At 68.1% G+C, this 17873-nt stretch carries 13 protein-coding genes and 1 pseudogene; 11 read left to right on the forward strand and 3 right to left on the reverse strand.

Features of this window, described 5'->3' with window-relative positions; translation table 11 throughout:
• Window positions 1–112: 112 nt before the first annotated feature.
• The gene (locus ACAM57_RS11845) at window positions 113–1993 is read right to left on the reverse strand and encodes a sigma-54-dependent Fis family transcriptional regulator (RefSeq protein ID WP_369661774.1); all 1881 of its coding nucleotides are present in this window, start codon (window positions 1991–1993) and stop codon (window positions 113–115) included.
• Window positions 1994–2207: 214 nt separating this feature from the next.
• On the opposite strand from ACAM57_RS11845, the gene adh reads away from it, so the two are divergent.
• Window positions 2208–3728 carry an aldehyde dehydrogenase gene (adh, locus tag ACAM57_RS11850; protein ID WP_184636938.1) on the forward strand — a complete coding sequence of 507 codons (1521 nt, stop codon included), beginning with the start codon at window positions 2208–2210 and terminating at the stop codon, window positions 3726–3728.
• Window positions 3728–4111: a DUF779 domain-containing protein gene (locus ACAM57_RS11855; RefSeq protein WP_369661775.1), complete on the forward strand. Its 384-nt coding sequence runs from the start codon at window positions 3728–3730 to the stop codon at window positions 4109–4111. The genes adh and ACAM57_RS11855 overlap by 1 nt, the downstream gene beginning before the upstream one ends.
• A 29-nt stretch (window positions 4112–4140) precedes the next feature.
• Here ACAM57_RS11855 and ACAM57_RS11860 read toward each other — a convergent pair whose 3' ends face one another.
• Both ACAM57_RS11860 and ACAM57_RS11865 read right to left on the reverse strand, forming a co-directional pair.
• The gene (locus ACAM57_RS11860) at window positions 4141–5355 is read right to left on the reverse strand and encodes a hypothetical protein (protein WP_369661776.1); all 1215 of its coding nucleotides are present in this window, start codon (window positions 5353–5355) and stop codon (window positions 4141–4143) included.
• Window positions 5352–6273: pseudogene (locus tag ACAM57_RS11865) on the reverse strand (LysR family transcriptional regulator). Before ACAM57_RS11865 ends, ACAM57_RS11860 begins: the two are co-directional and overlap by 4 nt.
• 140 nt (window positions 6274–6413) lie before the next feature.
• Here ACAM57_RS11865 and ACAM57_RS11870 point away from each other — a divergent pair.
• The 9 genes from ACAM57_RS11870 (at window position 6414) to ACAM57_RS11910 (ending at window position 17800) form a co-directional block, all read left to right on the forward strand.
• Entirely contained in the window at window positions 6414–6830 is a 417-nt protein-coding gene (locus ACAM57_RS11870; RefSeq protein WP_184636946.1) for a YjfI family protein, read from the forward strand.
• 11 nt (window positions 6831–6841) lie between these two features.
• Complete coding sequence (locus tag ACAM57_RS11875; protein WP_184636948.1) at window positions 6842–7555, forward strand: PspA/IM30 family protein; 714 nt, start codon at window positions 6842–6844, stop codon at window positions 7553–7555.
• Window positions 7556–7560: 5 nt separating this feature from the next.
• A complete protein-coding gene (locus ACAM57_RS11880) occupies window positions 7561–7941 on the forward strand; it encodes a hypothetical protein (RefSeq protein ID WP_369661777.1) in 381 nt (126 codons plus the stop codon).
• Window positions 7942–7966: 25 nt separating this feature from the next.
• A complete protein-coding gene (locus tag ACAM57_RS11885; RefSeq protein WP_126021947.1) occupies window positions 7967–8620 on the forward strand; it encodes an OB-fold-containig protein in 654 nt (217 codons plus the stop codon).
• Between the two features lie 70 nt (window positions 8621–8690).
• Complete coding sequence (locus ACAM57_RS11890) at window positions 8691–10478, forward strand: hypothetical protein (protein ID WP_369661778.1); 1788 nt, start codon at window positions 8691–8693, stop codon at window positions 10476–10478.
• Window positions 10475–11020, forward strand: a complete 546-nt coding sequence (locus tag ACAM57_RS11895; RefSeq protein WP_126021949.1) for a zf-TFIIB domain-containing protein — start codon at window positions 10475–10477, stop codon at window positions 11018–11020. The genes ACAM57_RS11890 and ACAM57_RS11895 overlap by 4 nt, the downstream gene beginning before the upstream one ends.
• 12 nt (window positions 11021–11032) lie before the next feature.
• The gene (locus ACAM57_RS11900) at window positions 11033–16288 is read left to right on the forward strand and encodes a DNA repair ATPase (RefSeq protein WP_369661779.1); all 5256 of its coding nucleotides are present in this window, start codon (window positions 11033–11035) and stop codon (window positions 16286–16288) included.
• 1 nt (window position 16289) lies between these two features.
• A complete protein-coding gene (locus ACAM57_RS11905) occupies window positions 16290–17024 on the forward strand; it encodes a phospholipase D-like domain-containing protein (RefSeq protein ID WP_369661780.1) in 735 nt (244 codons plus the stop codon).
• Entirely contained in the window at window positions 17021–17800 is a 780-nt protein-coding gene (locus ACAM57_RS11910) for a hypothetical protein (RefSeq protein WP_369661781.1), read from the forward strand. The genes ACAM57_RS11905 and ACAM57_RS11910 overlap by 4 nt, the downstream gene beginning before the upstream one ends.
• Window positions 17801–17873: the final 73 nt, after the last annotated feature.

The raw sequence follows: 17873 nt of genomic DNA on the forward strand, positions 1-17873 counted from the left end.
GGCGCTTCGCGCAAAGTCTGGCCGCTCCGGCACCCCGGGGCAAGTCAGTCTTTGGTTGCGGTCGCCGGTGCGTGCCGGGCATGAATGTGGCCCTGCGCGCGTACGTTCGACGTCAGTTCCCGGCGGGCTTGCCGCGCTGGCGCGCGAGATGCCGGTAGATCGTGCTGCGATGGATGCCCAGCCTGCGCGCGGCCTTCGCGACGTCGTGGTCGCAGGCCTTCAGTGCCTCGTCGAGGGCGTGGCGCGTCATGGCCTGCAGGGGCGCCGCCTGCGGTGCGGCCGGCGTCGGCGCGTGCTCGGCTGGAGGCGCGTGATTGCCGAGCAGATGCGCCGGGAGCATGGCCGCGGTCACCGCATCGCCCGCGTCGGCCAGCGCCACGATGGAGCGCAGCGTGCTGCGCAGTTCGCGCACGTTGCCCGGCCACCGGTATGCAGCCAGGGCTTCCAGCGCGTCGGCCTCCAGCTGCAGATGCTTCGCCGCGCCGCCCGCTTCGAGGAAAAGCCGCGAGATCAGCGCATGCCTGTCGTCGCGTTGCCTCAACGCCGGCAGCGTGACGGTGAAGCCGGCCACCCGGTACATCAGGTCGGCGCGGAAGCGGCCGGCTTCCACCAGCGAGGGCAGGTGGCCGTGGGTGGCGCAGATCAGGTCGAAGTTCACCGGCACGCCCTGGCCGCCACCCAGCGGCGTGACCAGGCGTTCCTCCAGCACGCGCAGCAGCCGCGTCTGCAGAGCCAGCGGTATTTCCGCGATCTCGTCGAGGAACAGCACGCCGCCGTGGGCTTCGCGGATGCGGCCCGCCATGCCCTTGCGCTTCGCCCCGGTGAAGGCTCCCTGCTCGTAGCCGAAGAGCTCCGATTCGATCAGCGTCTCGGGCAGCGAGGCGCAGTCCACCGCGACGAAAGGCCCCGCGCTGCGACGGCTGGCGGCATGCAGCCGGCGCGAGAACACCTCCTTGCCGCTGCCGGTCTCGCCGTTGACCAGCACGGAGACGCCTTCGTTGAGCACCCGCACCGCCTTGTGCAGCAGAGGCTGCACGTCGTCGGTTTCGGCCGCGCCCTGGGTATGCATGCCGCGGCGCTGGAGTGGACGAACGCTGCCCGGGTTGCTCGAGCGCTCCATCACCGTCGCGATCTGCCGCCCGCCCGGGAGCGTGAGCAGGCCGCGCCGGTGCTCCATGCGCGGCCAGTTCGCGCCGAGGAAGTCCTCGGCCTCCAGGTCGAGCAGCTCTTTCCAGGAGCGGCCGAAGAGTTCGAGTGCGACGCGGTTGGCCGCGACGATGCGGCCGCCCTCGATCACCATCAGCCCTTCGCGCGCCGTGCCGATCAGCGCCGGCCGTGCATGGAAGCGCAGCACGTGGCCGCCGGCCTCGGCCAGCATCATGCGGTGCTCGACCTGCTGCGCCGCCATGCGCACCAGCCCCAGCGCGTGGGTGTTCACACGCACCGTCTCGCCCGAGATGTCGAGTGCGCCGGCCAGCTCGCCGCGCCCGGTGAAGATCGGCGCCGCCGCGCAGCCCAGTTCGCTGTTCTGTGCCAGGTAGTGCTCGCCGCCCAGCACCATCAGCGCTTCGCGCTCCGCCAGCGCGGTGCCGATGGCGTTGGTGCCCCGGTTGTGCTCCGACCATTCCACGCCGGGCTGCAGCGCGATGCGCTGGGCCTTGGGCAGGAAGTCGGCGCTGCCGATCTCCTCGAGGATCAGCCCGCTGGCGTCCGACAGGATCACCACGCAGCCGTTGCCGACCGCGTGCTCGGCCAGACCGTCGAGCTCGGGCTGCGCGCAGTTCAGCAGGCGCATGGCCTGCTCGCGCCGCTCGCTCAGCAGGGCCAGAGCCATCGGCTCGGGGTCGACGGCATGGTGGTCGACCGGGCGGCTGCGCTGCCAGGAGCGCGAGATGTGAGGCGCGATCCACGGTGCCGGGTCGTGGCCCTGGCCGAAGAAGAGTTCCCGGGCCTGGGCCACTGCGATCGACGGCAACTGCGCTTGTGCACTCATGCGTGTCTCCGATGGGGTTTCGCCTTGTGCGACATCGTAGTCGCCATGTTCGCCGGAACATGTCGCAGATTGCGAATGAAAACCCGCTGACGCGCGCATCTGCACGGCGGAAGTACTCAGGGATTGTCCCGATCCGGCCGGGTACGAGGCTTGCGCTCCAGCGTGCGGCCGCCGCATGTCGCGGCGCCATCACCCTGCACATGGAGACAACGTCATGGACATGCTCGAACCGGGCAAATTCGGTACCGCGGTGCCGTTCAAGAAGCGCTACGGCAACTACATCGGCGGCGAATGGGTCGCGCCGGCGGACAACCAGTATTTCGAGAACATCACGCCCGTCACCGGCAAGGTCTTCTGCGAGGTGCCGCGCTCCACTGCGGCCGACATCGAGCGCGCGCTGGACGCCGCCCACAAGGCCAAGGCCGCCTGGGGTCGCACCTCGACCACCGAGCGCGCCAACATCCTCAACAGGATCGCCGACCGCATGCAGGAGAACCTCGCCATCCTCGCGGCGGCCGAGACCTGGGACAACGGCAAGCCCATCCGCGAGACCACGGCGGCCGACCTGCCGCTGGCCATCGACCACTTCCGCTACTTCGCCTCGTGCGTGCGCTCGCAGGAGGGCGGCATCAGCGAGATCGACCACGAAACCTTCGCGTACCACTTCCACGAGCCGATCGGCGTGGTGGGGCAGATCATTCCGTGGAACTTCCCTATCCTGATGGCCGTGTGGAAGCTGGCGCCAGCGCTCGCGGCCGGCAACTGCGTGGTGATCAAGCCGGCCGAGCAGACGCCGGTTTCCATCCTCGTGCTGATGGAACTCATCGGCGACCTGCTGCCGCCGGGCGTGCTGAACGTGGTCAACGGCTTCGGCGTGGAGGCGGGCAAGCCGCTGGCGTCGAGCAACCGCATCGGCAAGATCGCCTTCACCGGCGAGACCACCACGGGCCGGCTGATCTCTCAGTACGCGAGCCAGAACCTGATTCCGGTCACGCTGGAGCTCGGGGGCAAGTCGCCCAACATCTTCTTCGCCGACGTGATGGACAAGGACGACGCCTTCTTCGACAAGGCGCTCGAGGGCTTCGCGATGTTCGCGCTGAACCAGGGTGAGGTGTGCACCTGTCCGTCGCGCGCGCTCATCCAGGAGTCGATCTACGACCGCTTCATGGAGCGCGCCCTCAAGCGCGTGGCCGCCATCAGGCAGGGCAGCCCGCTGGACATGGCCACCATGATCGGCGCGCAGGCCTCCAGCGAGCAGCTGGAGAAGATCCTGTCGTACCTCGACATCGGCCGGCAGGAGGGCGCGAAGGTGCTGATCGGCGGCGAGCGCCAGCAGTTCGAGGGCGACCTCGCCGGCGGCTACTACGTGAAGCCGACCGTGTTCAGGGGCAACAACAGGATGCGCATCTTCCAGGAAGAAATCTTCGGCCCGGTGGTCTCGGTCACCACCTTCAAGGACGAGGAAGAGGCGCTGGCGATCGCCAACGACACCCTCTACGGCCTGGGCGCCGGCGTGTGGAGCCGCGACATGAACCGCGCCTTCCGCATGGGCCGCGGCATCCAGGCCGGCCGCGTGTGGACCAACTGCTACCACCACTATCCGGCGCACGCGGCCTTCGGCGGCTACAAGCAATCGGGCATCGGCCGCGAGAACCACAAGATGATGCTCGACCACTACCAGCAGACCAAGAACCTGCTGGTGAGCTACAGCGAGAACAAGCTGGGCTTCTTCTGATGAGCGGCACCGGCGAAGTCCTGCGCGTCACCGCGACCGATGCCGCGCTCGCGCTGATCGACAGACTCGCCGCCAGGCACGGCCCGCTGATGTTCCATCAGTCGGGCGGCTGCTGCGACGGCAGCGCGCCCATGTGCTACGCCCGCGGCGAATTCATCGTGGGCGACTACGACAGGCTGCTCGGGCACATCGGCGGCATGCCGTTCTACATCAGCGGGTCGCAGTTCGAGTACTGGCAGCACACGCAGCTGATCATCGACGTGGTGCCGGGGCGAGGCGGGATGTTCTCGCTGGAGGGGCCGGAGGGCGTGCGCTTTCTGACGCGCTCGCGGCTGTTCACGGACGAGGAGTGGGCGGTGCTGGAGGCCGGGGAATTGCGGTAGGACAGGAAGGGCAGGGGACGGACTGAGCCTCAGGCGGGAGACTCTTCCTCTGCTCGCTCCTCGTCACGCCAGCTTTGCGGATCGGGCGTCCACTGGGCGTCCGGTTCTCGTTCCATCAGGATGCAGGCATAGGCGCCGAGGTCCATGTCGTAGACCTCTCTCGCGGCTTCAGCGCCACCGTCCTCCCGTTTCGCGCTCGATGCGAAGCGGGTGAAGAGTTCCCAGTTCTGCCCCATCTGTTCCACGAGGATGCGCGCGAGTTCATAGGAGAGCTGGTTGCCTTCATCCGTCCTGAAGAAGGAAGCGCCGGACCAGAATTCCTGGATTCTCGCTTCGTCCCAGAACTTCAAATGGCTGCGCCGCAGTTGTTCACGCTCGCCGAGCGGCAAGACTCCCGCACCCGCGAGCTTTCTTTCGGTGTTCACGGCCAGCCCTTCGTCCAGCCACCTCGGCAGCTTCAGGTGCGATAGAGCGCTGTGGGTCATCTCGTGGGCGATGACTGGCTCGATGGCTGCAAGGTCGGCACGCTTGACGAGAAAGTGCGGGCAGCCCGCGTCGATGAACATGCCTCCGCTGAAGGCGAATTCGCCGCTGTCGGGGTAGTAGCCGGAGACGTAGTCGTAGTAGGCATCGTCGTCGTCCATCACGACCAGGATGCTTTTGCCGTGTTCTTCAAAGTGCGCGATGTCGGCCAGCAAACGCTGTATGCGCGTGCGCGTCGTCGCAACGTAGGCGGATGTCGCAACGGCGACCACATCTTCCAGCGACGATAGAACGAAGGCCTTGTCCGATTCATGGAGATGAAAGTGCGGGCCGAGCGCATCCCTGAGATGGAGCAGCCAAGCGCGCTGCGCCAGCAACTTGCCCTTGTACCGTAGGCCGGGATCATCAATTGCGCCGGTCCAGGCGTCGACCGCCTTCCAGTCGAGCAAAGGAAGCCCGTTACAGAGCGTCATGTGCTCGGGCAGGGAAAACGCCGGGCCATCGTCTAGTGCGATGCGCTCCGGCGCAGGGGTGGTGGTGAAGCCCTCGGGCCGTGTCTTGGCCCTTGATGGACGAAGCTGCCTGGGCAGGTGGGTCCACGCGAAGAATGCGCCCACGAATGGAAGGATCCAGACAGCCACGAGCAGCATGTTCTTTCGCAGCGGAATATCTTCGATCGCGCGAATGCGCCGCGCCATGTAAACGTTGATTGCGAGCAGGAGGGTGCACGCGCCGAGCAGAAGGAATGTGGACATCGTCATGTGCTGGCCTGTTTCAGAAGCTGCCCGACCAGCAAGCGGGTCGCGGGGGAGAGTTCGGCCCCTGTCTTCGTCGCCATAAGCAACCGCCGCGTGGCCCACGCATCCTTGAGCCGCACGACCTTCAGGTCGAGCGCCTCCACCTGCGCCTTGCACGCGGCCAGCGGTACCACGCCGATGCCGAGGTTGGCCGCGATCATGTGGCACATCGCATCGAAGCTGCGCACCTGAACGCGCAGGCGCATCGGGATGCCGGCCTGTTCGGCCGCGCGCGAGGTGAGTTCGAGCAGCGAACTGCTGCGATTCAGGCCGACGAACTCGTGCGCGAGGCAGGCCTTGAAGCTGGTCTGCTTCACGCGGCTGCGTGCCAGCGGATGTTGCCTGGCGCACAGCACCACGAGCTCGTCGGTCTGGAAGGGCTGCACGTCGAGGCCGTAGGCAGGGGTGTTCTCGGCGAAGACGCCGACGTCGGCAAGGCCGTCGACGAGTGCGCGCACGATGTCGCCGCTCAGTTGCTCCTCGACTTCGACGCGGATATCCGGATGCTGCGCCAGGAAGGTCGCTAGCGTGGTGGGCAGGAACTCCGTCAGCGCCGACATGTTGGCCCACAGCCGCACATGGCCGCGCACAGCCGCTCGAATAGTCGCCGAGCTCGCTGCTGAACTGCTCGAAGCCCTGGAAGAGGCGCATCGCATGCTGCATCGCCACATGGCCCGCGGGCGTGAGCGCGATGCCCTGCGAGCTGCGTTCGAGCAGCTTCGATCCCGTTGCGGCCTCGAAGTCGGAGAGCCGCCTGCTCGCTGCGGAGAGCGCGAGGTGGCATGCCTCCGCGCCCTTGGTGATGCTGCCCGACTGGGCGACAGCGCAGAACAGGCGCAGCGTCACGAAATCGACACGAGCGGGGTTGATCGGGTTGGCCATCGGCGAATTCTAGGTAGCGCGCCAGTGCCGAAAGTCATGGGCCCGGCGAAAGAAATTTTTTGACATGTTATGTCCGTACACCTATAGTGAATCCATCGAAGCACCGCTCGCTTCCAACGGTATTCACCACAAGGAGAGGTATGCAACCACTGCTCGATCAACTGAAGGGACTGGATGTGCTGGCAGGCGCCGAGATGGGCGGGCGGTCCGTACAGCTGCAGCCCATTCCGGGCCACACGCCCGTGATCCAGGTGAGCATCGAGGGGCGCGACGAACTGCCGATCTTCGTCACGAGTTCGGACATGCAGATCATCTGCATCTGCTACCTCTGGGGCGAGGAAGAGGTGAAGCCCGCACGCCGCACCGAGCTGCTCGAATCGCTGCTCGACTTGAATCCTTCGGTTCCCTTGTCTTCCTTCGGCCGCGTCGATGGCCGCTATGTGCTCACCGGAGCGCTGGGCCGCGATGCCAGCGTTCAGGACATCGCACGCGAGGTTGCTGTGCTCAGCGACAACGCGCTCGATGCGCTCGACGCCCTTTCCGAATTCCTGAATTAAGCGGAGGTCCCATGACAGTCATCAAGAAGCTCGTCACCCTGCTGCGCGGCAGCGCGCGCGAAATCGGCGAGAGCGTGGTCGACAGCAACGCCACGCGCATCTACGAGCAGGAAATCATCGACGCCAAGCACAGCATCGAGAAGGCCAAGGGCGACCTCACGGGCGTGATGGCCAAGGAGATGCAGTCGGCCCGCGAGATCGAGCGGCTGAAGAACGAGGCCGCGCGCTACGAGGGCCTCGCGCTCGAAGCGCTCAACAAGACGCAGGAGGGCCTGGCGCTCGACGTCGCGGCCAAGGTCGGCGCGCTCGAGCAGGAGCTTGAAGAGCAGGCCAAGGCCCACGCCTCCTACGCGCTGCAGGTGTCCAAGCTCAAGGACCTGATCAAGTCGGCCGAGGCCCGCATCCGCGAGCACGAGCGCGAGATCGGCATCGCCAAGACCACCGAGAGCGTCTATCGCGCCACGCAGTCGATCTCCGAGAACATCGGCGCCGGCGGTTCGCGCCTGGCCAACGCGCGCGAGTCGCTGGAGCGCATCCGCGCGCGCCACGAAGACTTGTCCGACCGCATGACCGCCAGCAAGCAGCTGGAAGATGAATTCGGCCACGGCGCGCTCGAGAAGAAGCTGGCCGCCGCGGGCATCGGCGGCGACGCCGACCGTGCCAGCAAGGTGATGGAGCGCATCCGCGCCCGCCAGGCCAAGCCCGCAGGGCCCGAGGCGCAGTAGGCACCATGCGCGTCAAGCCGGTTCGCTGGCAAGGCTCGGACGAGGCGATACGTGCCGTCCAGGTCGCCTTCGACGTGGAAGAAGCCGTGCTCGAGGCCGTGCGCACAGCGGCTTTCAGGCAGCATGTCTCCACGTCCGACCAGATCCGGCAGGTGTTGGGCCTCGCCACTACCGCCAAGCCGAAACGGCCGCGCCTCACGGTGTCGCTGAGCGGCGCCGACTATGAATTCCTGGCGAAGCGCTACGGCCTCGCCGCAGACGACAGACTGGCCATCAAGGAGAGGGCCACGCGCGACCTGATTGCCTTCGCGGGCAAGCCGGCGGCGGCAACGAAGAAGAACACCGGCGGGAGGACGCCGGTACGCAGCAGCAAGCAGAACAACTGACAACAACCCGCACGCGGGAGGATCAATGGGCGATTTCTTGGGAGCGGTGACGGGGTACCCGACCGCGATCTACACGGTGCTGCTCGGCGTCGTGGTGATCTACTGGGTGCTCGCGATGCTCGGCATGGTCGACATCGAACACAGCGGCCTCGATGTCGACGTCGGCGTGCACACGCATGCCGACGGCGACGCCAGCGACATCGGCCACCTTGCCAGCTACGTGGTGGCCCTGGGCCTGAACGGCGTGCCGTTCTCGGTGGCCGTGAGCCTGCTGGTGCTCGTCGCGTGGACCGTGTCCTGCCTCGGCGGCGAGTGGCTGCTGCCGCTGGTGCCCACCATGGCGCTGCAGCTGCTGGCCGGCACCGCGCTGCTGGTGGCCAGCGCGGTCATCGCCATTCCGATCACCGCCGTCGCGATCCGTCCGCTGCGCGGCCTCTTCGTGAGCCACACGGCCGTGAGCAACGCGGCGCTGGTCGGCCAGCTCTGCCGTGTCGTGACCGGCGTGGTCAACGAGAAGGACGGCCGCGCCGAAGTCGCGCGGCGCGGCGCCAGCCTGAACATCCGGGTATGGGCCACAACGCCCAACGCCCTCAAGCGCGGTTCGCAGGCGTTGATCGTCGAGTACGACGAGGCGGCCGCGCGCTACCTCATCGTCGCGCACGACGAGCAGTCCGCCTGATCGCGCGCGCTGCCGGGCGCGCCACACCTTTCACCCGTTTCTTTCGCTCTCAAGCATTTCTGGAGAAAAAATGGAGCCCATCATCTTCGCCATCGTCATACTGGCCGTCGTCATCCTCGGCCTGTTCGCGATGTTCGCCAAGTTCTATCGCAAGATCGAGCAGGGCCACGCGCTCATCGTGAATACGTTGCGCGCGGAGCCCGAGGTGACCTTCACCGGGCGCATGGTCTACCCGATCATCCACAAGGCCGAATTGATGGACATCTCGGTCAAGACCATCGAGATCGACCGTTCGGGCAACGAGGGCCTGATCTGCCGCGACAACATCCGCGCGGACATCAAGGTGAAGTTCTTCGTGCGCGTGAACAAGACGGCCGACGACGTGCTGAAGGTGGCGCAGGGCATCGGCTGCGCACGAGCCTCCAGCGTGCGTGCCCGCGAGGAGGCCGAGACCGCCAAGATCCAGGCCGAGGAGCGCACCAAGTCCGAAACCGCGCGCCTGCTGGCGGAGCAGTCGGTGTCGGTGCAGCAGGAGAACGTGCAGCGCGAGAAGGAAGTGGCCGAGAACAACCGCAAGCGCGCCGTGGCCGTCGAGGAAGAAAAGGTCATCCGCGCCCGCGACCTCGAAATTGTCGACCGCGAGAAGGAAGTGACACTGCAGCGCATAGAGAAGGACAAGGCCGTCGAAGTGCAGAAGAAGGCCATCGCCGACGTGATCCGCGAGCGCATCGTGGTCGAGCGCACGGTGGCCGAGCAGGAAGAGGCCATCAAGGAACTGCGCGTGGTCGCAGAGGCCGAGCGCACCAAGAAGTCGGTCGTCATCATGGCCGAGGGGCAGGCCGACGAGAAGATGGTGCTCGACCTGAAGGCAGCCGAGACGCAGGAGAAACGCGCACGCCACAAGGCCGCGGAAGAACTCACGCTGGCCGATGCCAAGCTGAAGGTGGCCGAGCGCGAGGCCGAGTCGAAGAAGCGCGAGGCCGAGGGCGTCGAGGCCATCTCCGCCGCGCCGGGGCTGGCCGCCGCCAAGGTCGAGATCGCCACCGCGCAGGCCAAGCTCGCGAGCTTCGAGGCGGAAGCTTCGGGCAAGGAAAAGCTGGGCTTGGCCGACGTGCACGTGCGCCAGGCCGATGCCGATGCGATCCTCAAGGCCGGCCAGGCCGACGCGCAGGTGATCGAGGCTCGCTCGCAGGCCGAAGCCGCCGGCATGCGCGCCAAGTTCGAGGCCGAAGCCTCGGGCAAGGAGAAGCTCGGCCTTGCCGAGGTCAACGTGCGCACGGCCGATGCCGAGGCCACGCTCAAGTCGGGCCAGGCCGACGCACAGGTCATCGAAGCGCGCTTCGGAGCCGAGGCCAAGGGCCTGCACGAGAAGTTCGAGGCCATGAAGGCCATGAGCCCCGAGACGCGCGATCACGAAGAGTTCCGCATGCGCCTGGAGAAGTCGCACATCGAGACCCTCAAGGGCATCGACGCGCAGACGTCCATCGCCAAGGAACAGGCCGAGGTGCTGGGCACCGCGCTGGCCAACGCCAAGATCGACATCGTGGGCGGGCAGGGCGACTACTTCGACAGCTTCGTGCGCTCGCTCTCCGTAGGCAAGGGCATCGACGGCGTCATCTCCAAGAGCAACGCGCTGCAGGTAGCCTTCAAGGACCAGCTCTCCGGCGAGCGCGACGTGGTGAAGGACCTGCGCGACATCGTCGGTGCGCTCGGCAGTTCGTCGGGCGAGGTGCAGAACCTCAGCGTGGCAGCGCTGATGAACAGGATTGCCAGCGACGGCAGCGAGAGCCAGAAGAGTGCGCTGCGCAACCTGGTCGCCACCTTCCGCAACGGCGCCGCCGGGGAAGTGGCGCGATGAACCCGAGCCTCACGTGCAGCTGCCCCGCGCACTCGCCGATGCGGCCGGTGGCGCTGGCCGAGGGCCTGCTCGCGGTGCAGTGCGACGACTGCCACGGCATGCTGATGGACATGGACGACTGGCGCGCCTGGAAGGCGGGCGACGCGAGCCGCGTGCCCCAGGCGGTCGACGACGAGGTCATCGAGGTGTTCGATGCCACGGCGGTGCGGCATTGCCCCGAATGCCAACGCCTGATGCAGCGCCTGCGCATGAGCGCAGGCCCCGACTTCCGCGTCGACCGCTGCGTGGCCTGCCAGAACCTCTGGTTCGACCAGGGCGAGTGGCGCGCCATCGTGAGCCGGGGCCTGGCCGGCCGGCTCGACGAGATGCTGTCCGACGGATGGCAGCGCCGCCTGCAGACCGAGGTGGTCCGCGAGGCCCGCGTTGCCGCGCTGCGCCGCCGCTACGGCGACGTATGCATCGACGAGCTAGATCGCATCCGCGCCTGGCTCGATACCCAGCCCCACCGCGACGAACTGCTCGCCTTGCTGCGCGCGGACTGACCGCGCCGATCTATGCAACCAACGGATGAAAAAGGCGCGCCGCCGGGCGGCACCGCCGAATCGCAGACCGAGGCGCTGGTGTCCGGCAGCGGCAGCTACGACCTGCTGAAGAAGCGGCTGGAGAACCAGGGTGAGGGCCTGCTGAAGAAGACGCAGGCGCTCAACGAGCAGCGGCTGGCAGAGTTCGGCCGCTCCGACCAGGCCCTGGTGCTGCGCACCCGCGCGCGCACCGAGAACAACGCCGTGGCACGCGACCTCGTGCGCATCGGCGACCTGCTGCTGTTCGGCTACAACGTGTTCATCGGCCTGCGCAAGGAAACCACGGTCGGCGACGTGTTCGGGCTGTACCGCCTGGTGTCTCCGGGCGAGGCCGGGCAGGGCGCCGACAGCGACGAGCTGCAGCCGGTGCCGCTGGCCGGCAGCTTCCTCGAAGATGCACGCTTCGCCTCCGACTTCCGCGAGCTGTACGCCTACTACAAGCAGGCCACGCTGCTGCAGCTGCGCGTGACGCAGGACAAGCTGCTCGCTTCCTTCCAGATCGGCCAGCAGCTCACCGACGTGCGCGTGTTCCGCTGGGCCATCGAGCGCGACGGCCGCATCCAGTACATCGACAACCGCGGCGAGCGCGACATCGCGCTGCCGCCCAGCCACGACTTCGAGTGGACGGTGGCCACGCGCGAAGACCACGTGGGCGGCAAGCACCCGCACGTCAACGTGCTCGACACCGTCTTCGTCGAGACGCTGGGCGGCGACCTCACGATCAAGATCGAGAACAACACCGAGACCGGGCTGGGCATCTACAGCGAGCCGGTGGAAGACCGCAGCCAGTCGCTGGCCGACGCCGAGATCGCGTGGGCGAAGCTCGGCATGCTGATCCTGCTGCGCGTGAAGCCCTACCGCGAGCAGGTCACGCGCTACCTGGTGTTCAACATCCGTACCCAGCAGGTCGAGCGCATCGATGCCATCGGCGGCTCCTGCGTGCAGCTGCCGGAAGACCACGGCATCATCTTCCCGGGCGGCTACTACCTGCAGTCGGGAGAGCACAAGCGCTTCGACCTGCCGGCCGAGACGGTCGAGAACCTGCGCTTCAAGCGCATGCTGCGCTCGCCCAACGGCGAGGACGTGGCCTACATCTTCTACGACCCCAGGCCCGGGCGCTACGCGCTCTTCAACTACAACCTGATCGAGAAGAAGCTCGCCACGCCGATCATCGCCAACGGATACGCACGCTTCGCCGACGGCCGCATCCTGGTGTTCCACGACAACGACAGCGAGCCGACGCGCGTGCACCCGATGCAGCTGTGGCAGACGCCGTTCGCCAGCGAAGAGCACGTGAGCGCGCAGCCGCCCGCCACCGGCTTCTTCGGCAAGATCGGCAACGCCGAGCTGGTGCGCGGCGTGAGCGACCTGATGGGCATCGCCCGCGCGGTGCGCGAGCAGGCGCCGACCAAGGCGGCCTACGAGGACCTGATCCGCCAGTGCACCCGGGTGAGCGATGCCTACTTCTGGCTTGATGCGCCCGAGGCCACCGGCCTCATGGCCGAGCTGCGCAGCATCGCCGAGGTGGCGCGCAGCACGCTGGCCGAGTTCGAGAAGGTCGACACCATCCGCCGCGAAACCGCCCGCGCGCTGGCCCGCGCGGAAGATGAACAGCATGCGCTGCTGGTGGACATCGCCAGCACGCTCTGGCGCGCACCCGACGACTTCGTGAAGGCGCTGGGCCGGCTGCGCGAACGGCGCGGCGCGCTGCAGATGCTCAAGGAGCTGCGCTACGCCGACCTGCCGCGCATCGCCGCGATGGACGCCGCGCTCGAATCCGAGCAGCAGCGCATCGGCGAGCGAGCCATGCAGTTCCTGGCGGCCGACACGGCCTTCGCCGGCCAGCGCCAGGCGCTGGACAAGCTCGCGACCGAGCTGCCCAACCTCGCCACCTCGCCGGCGCTGGGGCAACTGCTCGCCACGCTCGACGAACAGGCAGCCGGGCTCGACCTGCTGACCGAGCAGCTGGGCAGCCTGCCGGGTGGCGATGCGGTCGTCCGCACCTCCATCCTCGACCGCATCTCGCTGATCTACGCCGACATCAACCGCATGCGCGCCGATGCGCGCGCGCGGCGCAAGTCGCTGGGCGCGACCGAGGCGAGGGCCGAGTTCGGCGCGCAGTTCAAGCTCTTCGGCCAGGCGGTCGAGAACGCGCTGGAGTTCGCCGACACGCCCGAGAAGTGCGACGACGCGCTCACGCGCCTTCTGGCGCAGCTGGAAGAAATCGAAGGCCGCTTCGCCGAGCAGGACGAGTTCCTGGGCGACATCGCCGAGAAGCGCGAGAACGTCTACGAGGCCCTGTCGGCCAGGCGCCAGACCCTGGTCGAGGCCCGGCAGCGCCGTGCGCAAGGCGTGATCGACGCGGCGGGGCGCATCCTCGACGGCATTCCGCGCCGCATCGCGCAGTTCGCCGAGCTGGGGCAGGTCCACAGCTATTTCGCCGCCGACCCGATGATCGGCAAGCTTCACACGCTGATCGCCGACCTGCGCACGCTGGGCTCGGCGGTGCCGGCCGACGAGCTCGACACCCGCCTGAAGACTGCCCGCGACCAGGCCCTGCGCGCCGTGCGCGACAAGCGCGATCTGGTGAGCGAGGGCGGCGACACGCTGCGCCTGGGCCGCCACGCCTTCACCGTGCACCGCCAGCCTGTCGACCTGACGCTGGTCGCCCGCGAAGAGGGCATGGCCTACCAGGTGACGGGCACCGACTACCAGAGCCCGGTGGACGACGAGCGCCTGCGCGAGCTGCAGGCCTACTGGGGCCAGTCGCTGGTGTCCGAGACACCCCAGCTCTCGCGCGCCGAGTACCTCGCCGGCCGCCTGCTCGAAGCCCTGCTCGAAGGCAAGGCCGAACGCAGCTGGTCCGAGGTGCGCACGCTGCTGGCCGAGGACCCGCAGCATCCGCAACTGCTCGAAATGGTCCGCCGCTTCGCCGCCGCGCGCTACCAGGAGGGCTACCAGAAGGGCATCCACGACGACGACGCGCTTCGCCTGCTGGCCGCGCTGGTCGCCATGCAGGACCAGGCCGGGCTGCTAGCCTGGGGGCCGACGGAGCGCGCGCTGGCCTTGCTCTACTGGCAGCACGGCCACCTCATCGCACACCGCGAGTCGCTGCTGCGCCGTGCGCGCGCGGCACTGCAGATGCAGGAGCTGTTCGGGCGGCGCGACGCCCTCGACCAGCTCGAGGCCGACGTCGCCCGCTCGCTGGGCCATTTCATGCGCGAGGTGCTGCCAGACATGCTCGCGGTGGCGGAGACGGCGGAAGAAGAGCAGGAGCCCGAGGGCCGCAAGGCGCTCGTCGCCACGCTGTGCGACCAGTCGGCCGCCTACCTCGTGCGCGAGCTTGCGGCGCATGGCGGCGAGACCTGGGTGGTCTCGGGGGCCGGCGAAGACCTCGCCGCAGCGTTGCTGCGCGAGCTTGAGCGTGGCCGCCGACGCGAAGCCTGGCAGGCCGATCTCGACGCCGCGCCGCCGGCCGAGCGCTGGCGGCTGGCGCGCGACTGGGTGCGCGCCTTCGCCGTGCACCAGTCGCCGCAATCGGTCGACTGGGTGGACGACGCGGCCAGCGTGCTCGCCATGCCGCTGCAGCGCACCCGCGTCAATGTGGCGCTCGACCAGACGGTGGAAGGGCTGCGCGGCGAACATCCGCGCGTGGCCGAGGGCCGCCTGACGCTGAACCTCAACGACTTCTGGCGCCGCTTCCTCTTCCACACGCAGCACGCGGTGCCGGGCTTCGAGGCGCTGCACCGGCTGCGCCACGAACTCCTCGAAGGCGAGAAGGCGCGGCTCAAGTTGAGCCAGTTCCAGGCCAAGCCCCTTTCCACCTTCGTGCGCAACCAGCTGATCGACGAGCTTTACCTGCCCATCATCGGCGACAACCTCGCCAAGCAGATCGGCTCGGCGGGCGAGGGCAGCCGCACCGACCGCATGGGCCTGCTGCTGCTGATCTCGCCGCCGGGCTACGGCAAGACCACGCTCATGGAGTACGTGGCCGACCGGCTGGGCCTGATCTTCGTGCGCATCAACTGCCCGGCACTGGGCCACGGCGTGACGGCCATCGACCCGGCGAACGCGCCCAACAGCGCGGCGCGGCAGGAACTTGAGAAGCTCAACCTGGGCCTGGCCATGGGCAGCAACGTGATGCTGTACCTCGACGACATCCAGCACACGAGCCCCGAGTTCCTGCAGAAGTTCATCGCGCTGGCCGACGGCACCCGCCGCATCGAGGGCGTGTGGAACGGTGAGCCGCGCAGCTACGACATGCGCGGCAAGCGCTTCGCGGTCGTGATGGCGGGCAACCCGTACACCGAGTCGGGCGACGTGTTCAAGATCCCGGACATGCTGGCCAACCGGGCCGACATCTACAACCTCGGCGACGTGCTCTCGGGCCGCGAGGCGGCCTTCGCGCTCTCGTACATCGAGAACAGCCTGACCTCCAACCCCACGCTGATGCCGCTGGCCTCGCGCGACCCCAAGGACGTGCAGCTTCTGGTGAAGATGGCACAGGGCCACGAGGTGCCGAGCAGCGCGTTGTCGCACGCTTACAGCGCGGTCGAGCTGGAGGAGATCAAGGCGCTGCTGCAGCGGCTCTTCCGTGCGCGCGACCTGCTGCTGAAGGTGAATCTCGCCTACATCGAGTCGGCCGCGCAGCAGGAGTCCTACCGCACCGCGCCGCCCTTCAAGCTGCAGGGCAGCTACCGCAACATGACCAAGCTCGCGGGCAAGATCACCGCGCTCATGCGCGACGACGAGCTCGATGCGCTGCTGCGCGACCACTACCGCGGCGAGGCCCAGACCCTGACCACCGGCGCCGAGGAGAACCTGCTGCGCCTGGCCCAGCTCCTGGGCAGCCCGACGCCCGAGGAGGACGCGCGCTGGAAGGAGATCTGCGAGGAGTTCGTGCGCCAGCGCAAGCTGGGCGGGGCCGACGTGGATGGCAGCCAGCGCATCGCCAGCAGCATGCTCGACGTGGCGCGCGCGGTCGACAGGCTCAAGCCCGAACCCGTTGCGCCCGCGGAAGGGCCGAGCGAAGGCCGGCGACTGGCCGATGCCATGCTGCAGATCGCCGTGACTTATCGCGAGCTGATCCTGCCGCTGGTGACCGCCACCGAGCGCCGCCTGGAGCTGGACCGCTCCATCGCACAGAACATGGAGCGGCTGGCGGCGGAGGCGATGGCGACGCGTGCGCAGCCGAAGCGCACGCCCAGGCCGGACAACAAGGAGCAATGAGATGTCGGCCCTGCCTGCGACCACAGAAGCACCGTCCACGCTGCCCGCGTTGCTGGCCCAGCTCGACGACACCCTCGCCGATGCCCGCCTGAGCGACGACGAGCGCCGCGTGCTGGTCCACACGCTGCGCGAGGCCCAGCCGCCGGAAGACGGCCTGCGCCAGCTGCGCAACCGCGCCTTCGACCTGGTGCGTGCCCGCACCGCCGACCCCGAGCAGCTGGCGCTGCTGAAGTGGCTGGAGGGCGTGGTCCGCGCCATCGACACCGGCCGCTCGGCCGACGGCAGCGTGACCGTGCGCTCGCAGGCCTTCTTCAGCCCCGGCACGGCCTGCCTGCAGGCCATCAACCATCAGCTGCGCTCGGCCCGGCATTCCGTCGACCTGTGCGTGTTCACGCTGTCGGACGACCGCATCACGGCCGAGGTACTGGCCGCGCACCGGCGCGGCGTGTCGCTGCGCTGCATCTCCGACAACGACAAGGAGTTCGATGCCGGCAGCGACATCGGCCAGCTGCGCGCCGCCGGCATTCCGGTGGCGGTGGACCGCACAGAGGCGCACATGCACCACAAGTTCGCCATCTTCGACGGCGCCCGGCTGCTCAACGGCAGCTACAACTGGACGCGCAGCGCCTGCGAGTTCAACGAGGAGAACCTGGTGCTGACGAACGACCCTCAGCTCGTGCGGCGCTTCGCCGACGAGTTCGACAGCCTCTGGAAAGAACTGCAGGCCCCCCGATGAGCACCCGACGCATCGACTACGACTGGGAGCTGCCACCCGAGATGCAGCAGCGGCTGGGTGGCTCCAGCTACGGCGCGCAGCGCGTCATTCACGAGCAGGGGCACCTGATGGTGATCCTGCACGAGCCGCCCGCGGGCACGGGGTCGGAGCGCAAGTCGGCGGTGTTCCTGCGCAAGCCCGACGGTACCTGGCTGCACAAGGGCAACAACCCGGGCGAGCGGCCGCTGGCCAAGCTGGTGGAGAACTACCGCGCGACCCTGGCCGCCTTCGAGGTCCGGCACGAGGCCGCCGAAAACTCGGAGGCCCTGTTCCAGATCCTCGGGCCGCTGATTCCGCTCTCGCGCGCAGCCTCGAACATGCAGGCCACCCTGCAGGCCGCGCGCGAGGCCGTGCCGGGGGACCCGATGATCACCGACCTGCGCGACCGCGCGGTCGAGATCGGACGCGGGCTCGAACTGCTGCTGGCGGACACCCGCATGTCGCTCGACTACAGGCTCGCGCACGCTGCCGAGCAGCAGGCGCGCGCGGCCAACGAAGTCAGCCGGGCGCAGCACAAGCTCAACACCATCGCTGCGCTGACATTCCCGCTGATGGCCATCGGCGCGGCCTTCGGCATGAACCTGCACAGCGGCGTCGAGAACCTGCCGGGCTTGGTGTACTGGGCGATCTTCGGCGCGGGGCTCTTCATGGGCGTGCTGCTGCGCGGATGGGTGAAGGCGCCCGATGCGCCTGTGCCACCGGCCGCCGCCGGATCGGGCATCTCGAAGAGAAAGTAGGGCGGGCAACGCCGCCGCCAGCCGGGTCCTTCGCGTTTCGCGAAGGACTGCTGCCGCCAAAGCAATTCCGCAT

The sequence above is a fragment of the Variovorax sp. V15 genome, assembly GCF_041154425.1.
Taxonomy (GTDB): domain Bacteria; phylum Pseudomonadota; class Gammaproteobacteria; order Burkholderiales; family Burkholderiaceae_C; genus Variovorax; species Variovorax guangxiensis.

Bases quoted from the DNA above. Each gene is read 5' to 3' on its own strand.
- ACAM57_RS11860 (WP_369661776.1), bottom strand. From the start codon at position 5,355: ATGACGATGTCCACATTCCTTCTGCTCGGCGCGTGCACCCTCCTGCTC.
- ACAM57_RS11845 (WP_369661774.1), bottom strand. From the start codon at position 1,993: ATGAGTGCACAAGCGCAGTTGCCGTCGATCGCAGTGGCCCAGGCCCGG.
- adh (WP_184636938.1), top strand. From the start codon at position 2,208: ATGGACATGCTCGAACCGGGCAAATTCGGTACCGCGGTGCCGTTCAAG.
- ACAM57_RS11870 (WP_184636946.1), top strand. From the start codon at position 6,414: ATGCAACCACTGCTCGATCAACTGAAGGGACTGGATGTGCTGGCAGGC.
- ACAM57_RS11890 (WP_369661778.1), top strand. From the start codon at position 8,691: ATGGAGCCCATCATCTTCGCCATCGTCATACTGGCCGTCGTCATCCTC.
- ACAM57_RS11900 (WP_369661779.1), top strand. From the start codon at position 11,033: ATGCAACCAACGGATGAAAAAGGCGCGCCGCCGGGCGGCACCGCCGAA.
- ACAM57_RS11885 (WP_126021947.1), top strand. From the start codon at position 7,967: ATGGGCGATTTCTTGGGAGCGGTGACGGGGTACCCGACCGCGATCTAC.
- ACAM57_RS11875 (WP_184636948.1), top strand. From the start codon at position 6,842: ATGACAGTCATCAAGAAGCTCGTCACCCTGCTGCGCGGCAGCGCGCGC.
- ACAM57_RS11880 (WP_369661777.1), top strand. From the start codon at position 7,561: ATGCGCGTCAAGCCGGTTCGCTGGCAAGGCTCGGACGAGGCGATACGT.
- ACAM57_RS11905 (WP_369661780.1), top strand. From the start codon at position 16,290: ATGTCGGCCCTGCCTGCGACCACAGAAGCACCGTCCACGCTGCCCGCG.
- ACAM57_RS11910 (WP_369661781.1), top strand. From the start codon at position 17,021: ATGAGCACCCGACGCATCGACTACGACTGGGAGCTGCCACCCGAGATG.
- ACAM57_RS11895 (WP_126021949.1), top strand. From the start codon at position 10,475: ATGAACCCGAGCCTCACGTGCAGCTGCCCCGCGCACTCGCCGATGCGG.
- ACAM57_RS11855 (WP_369661775.1), top strand. From the start codon at position 3,728: ATGAGCGGCACCGGCGAAGTCCTGCGCGTCACCGCGACCGATGCCGCG.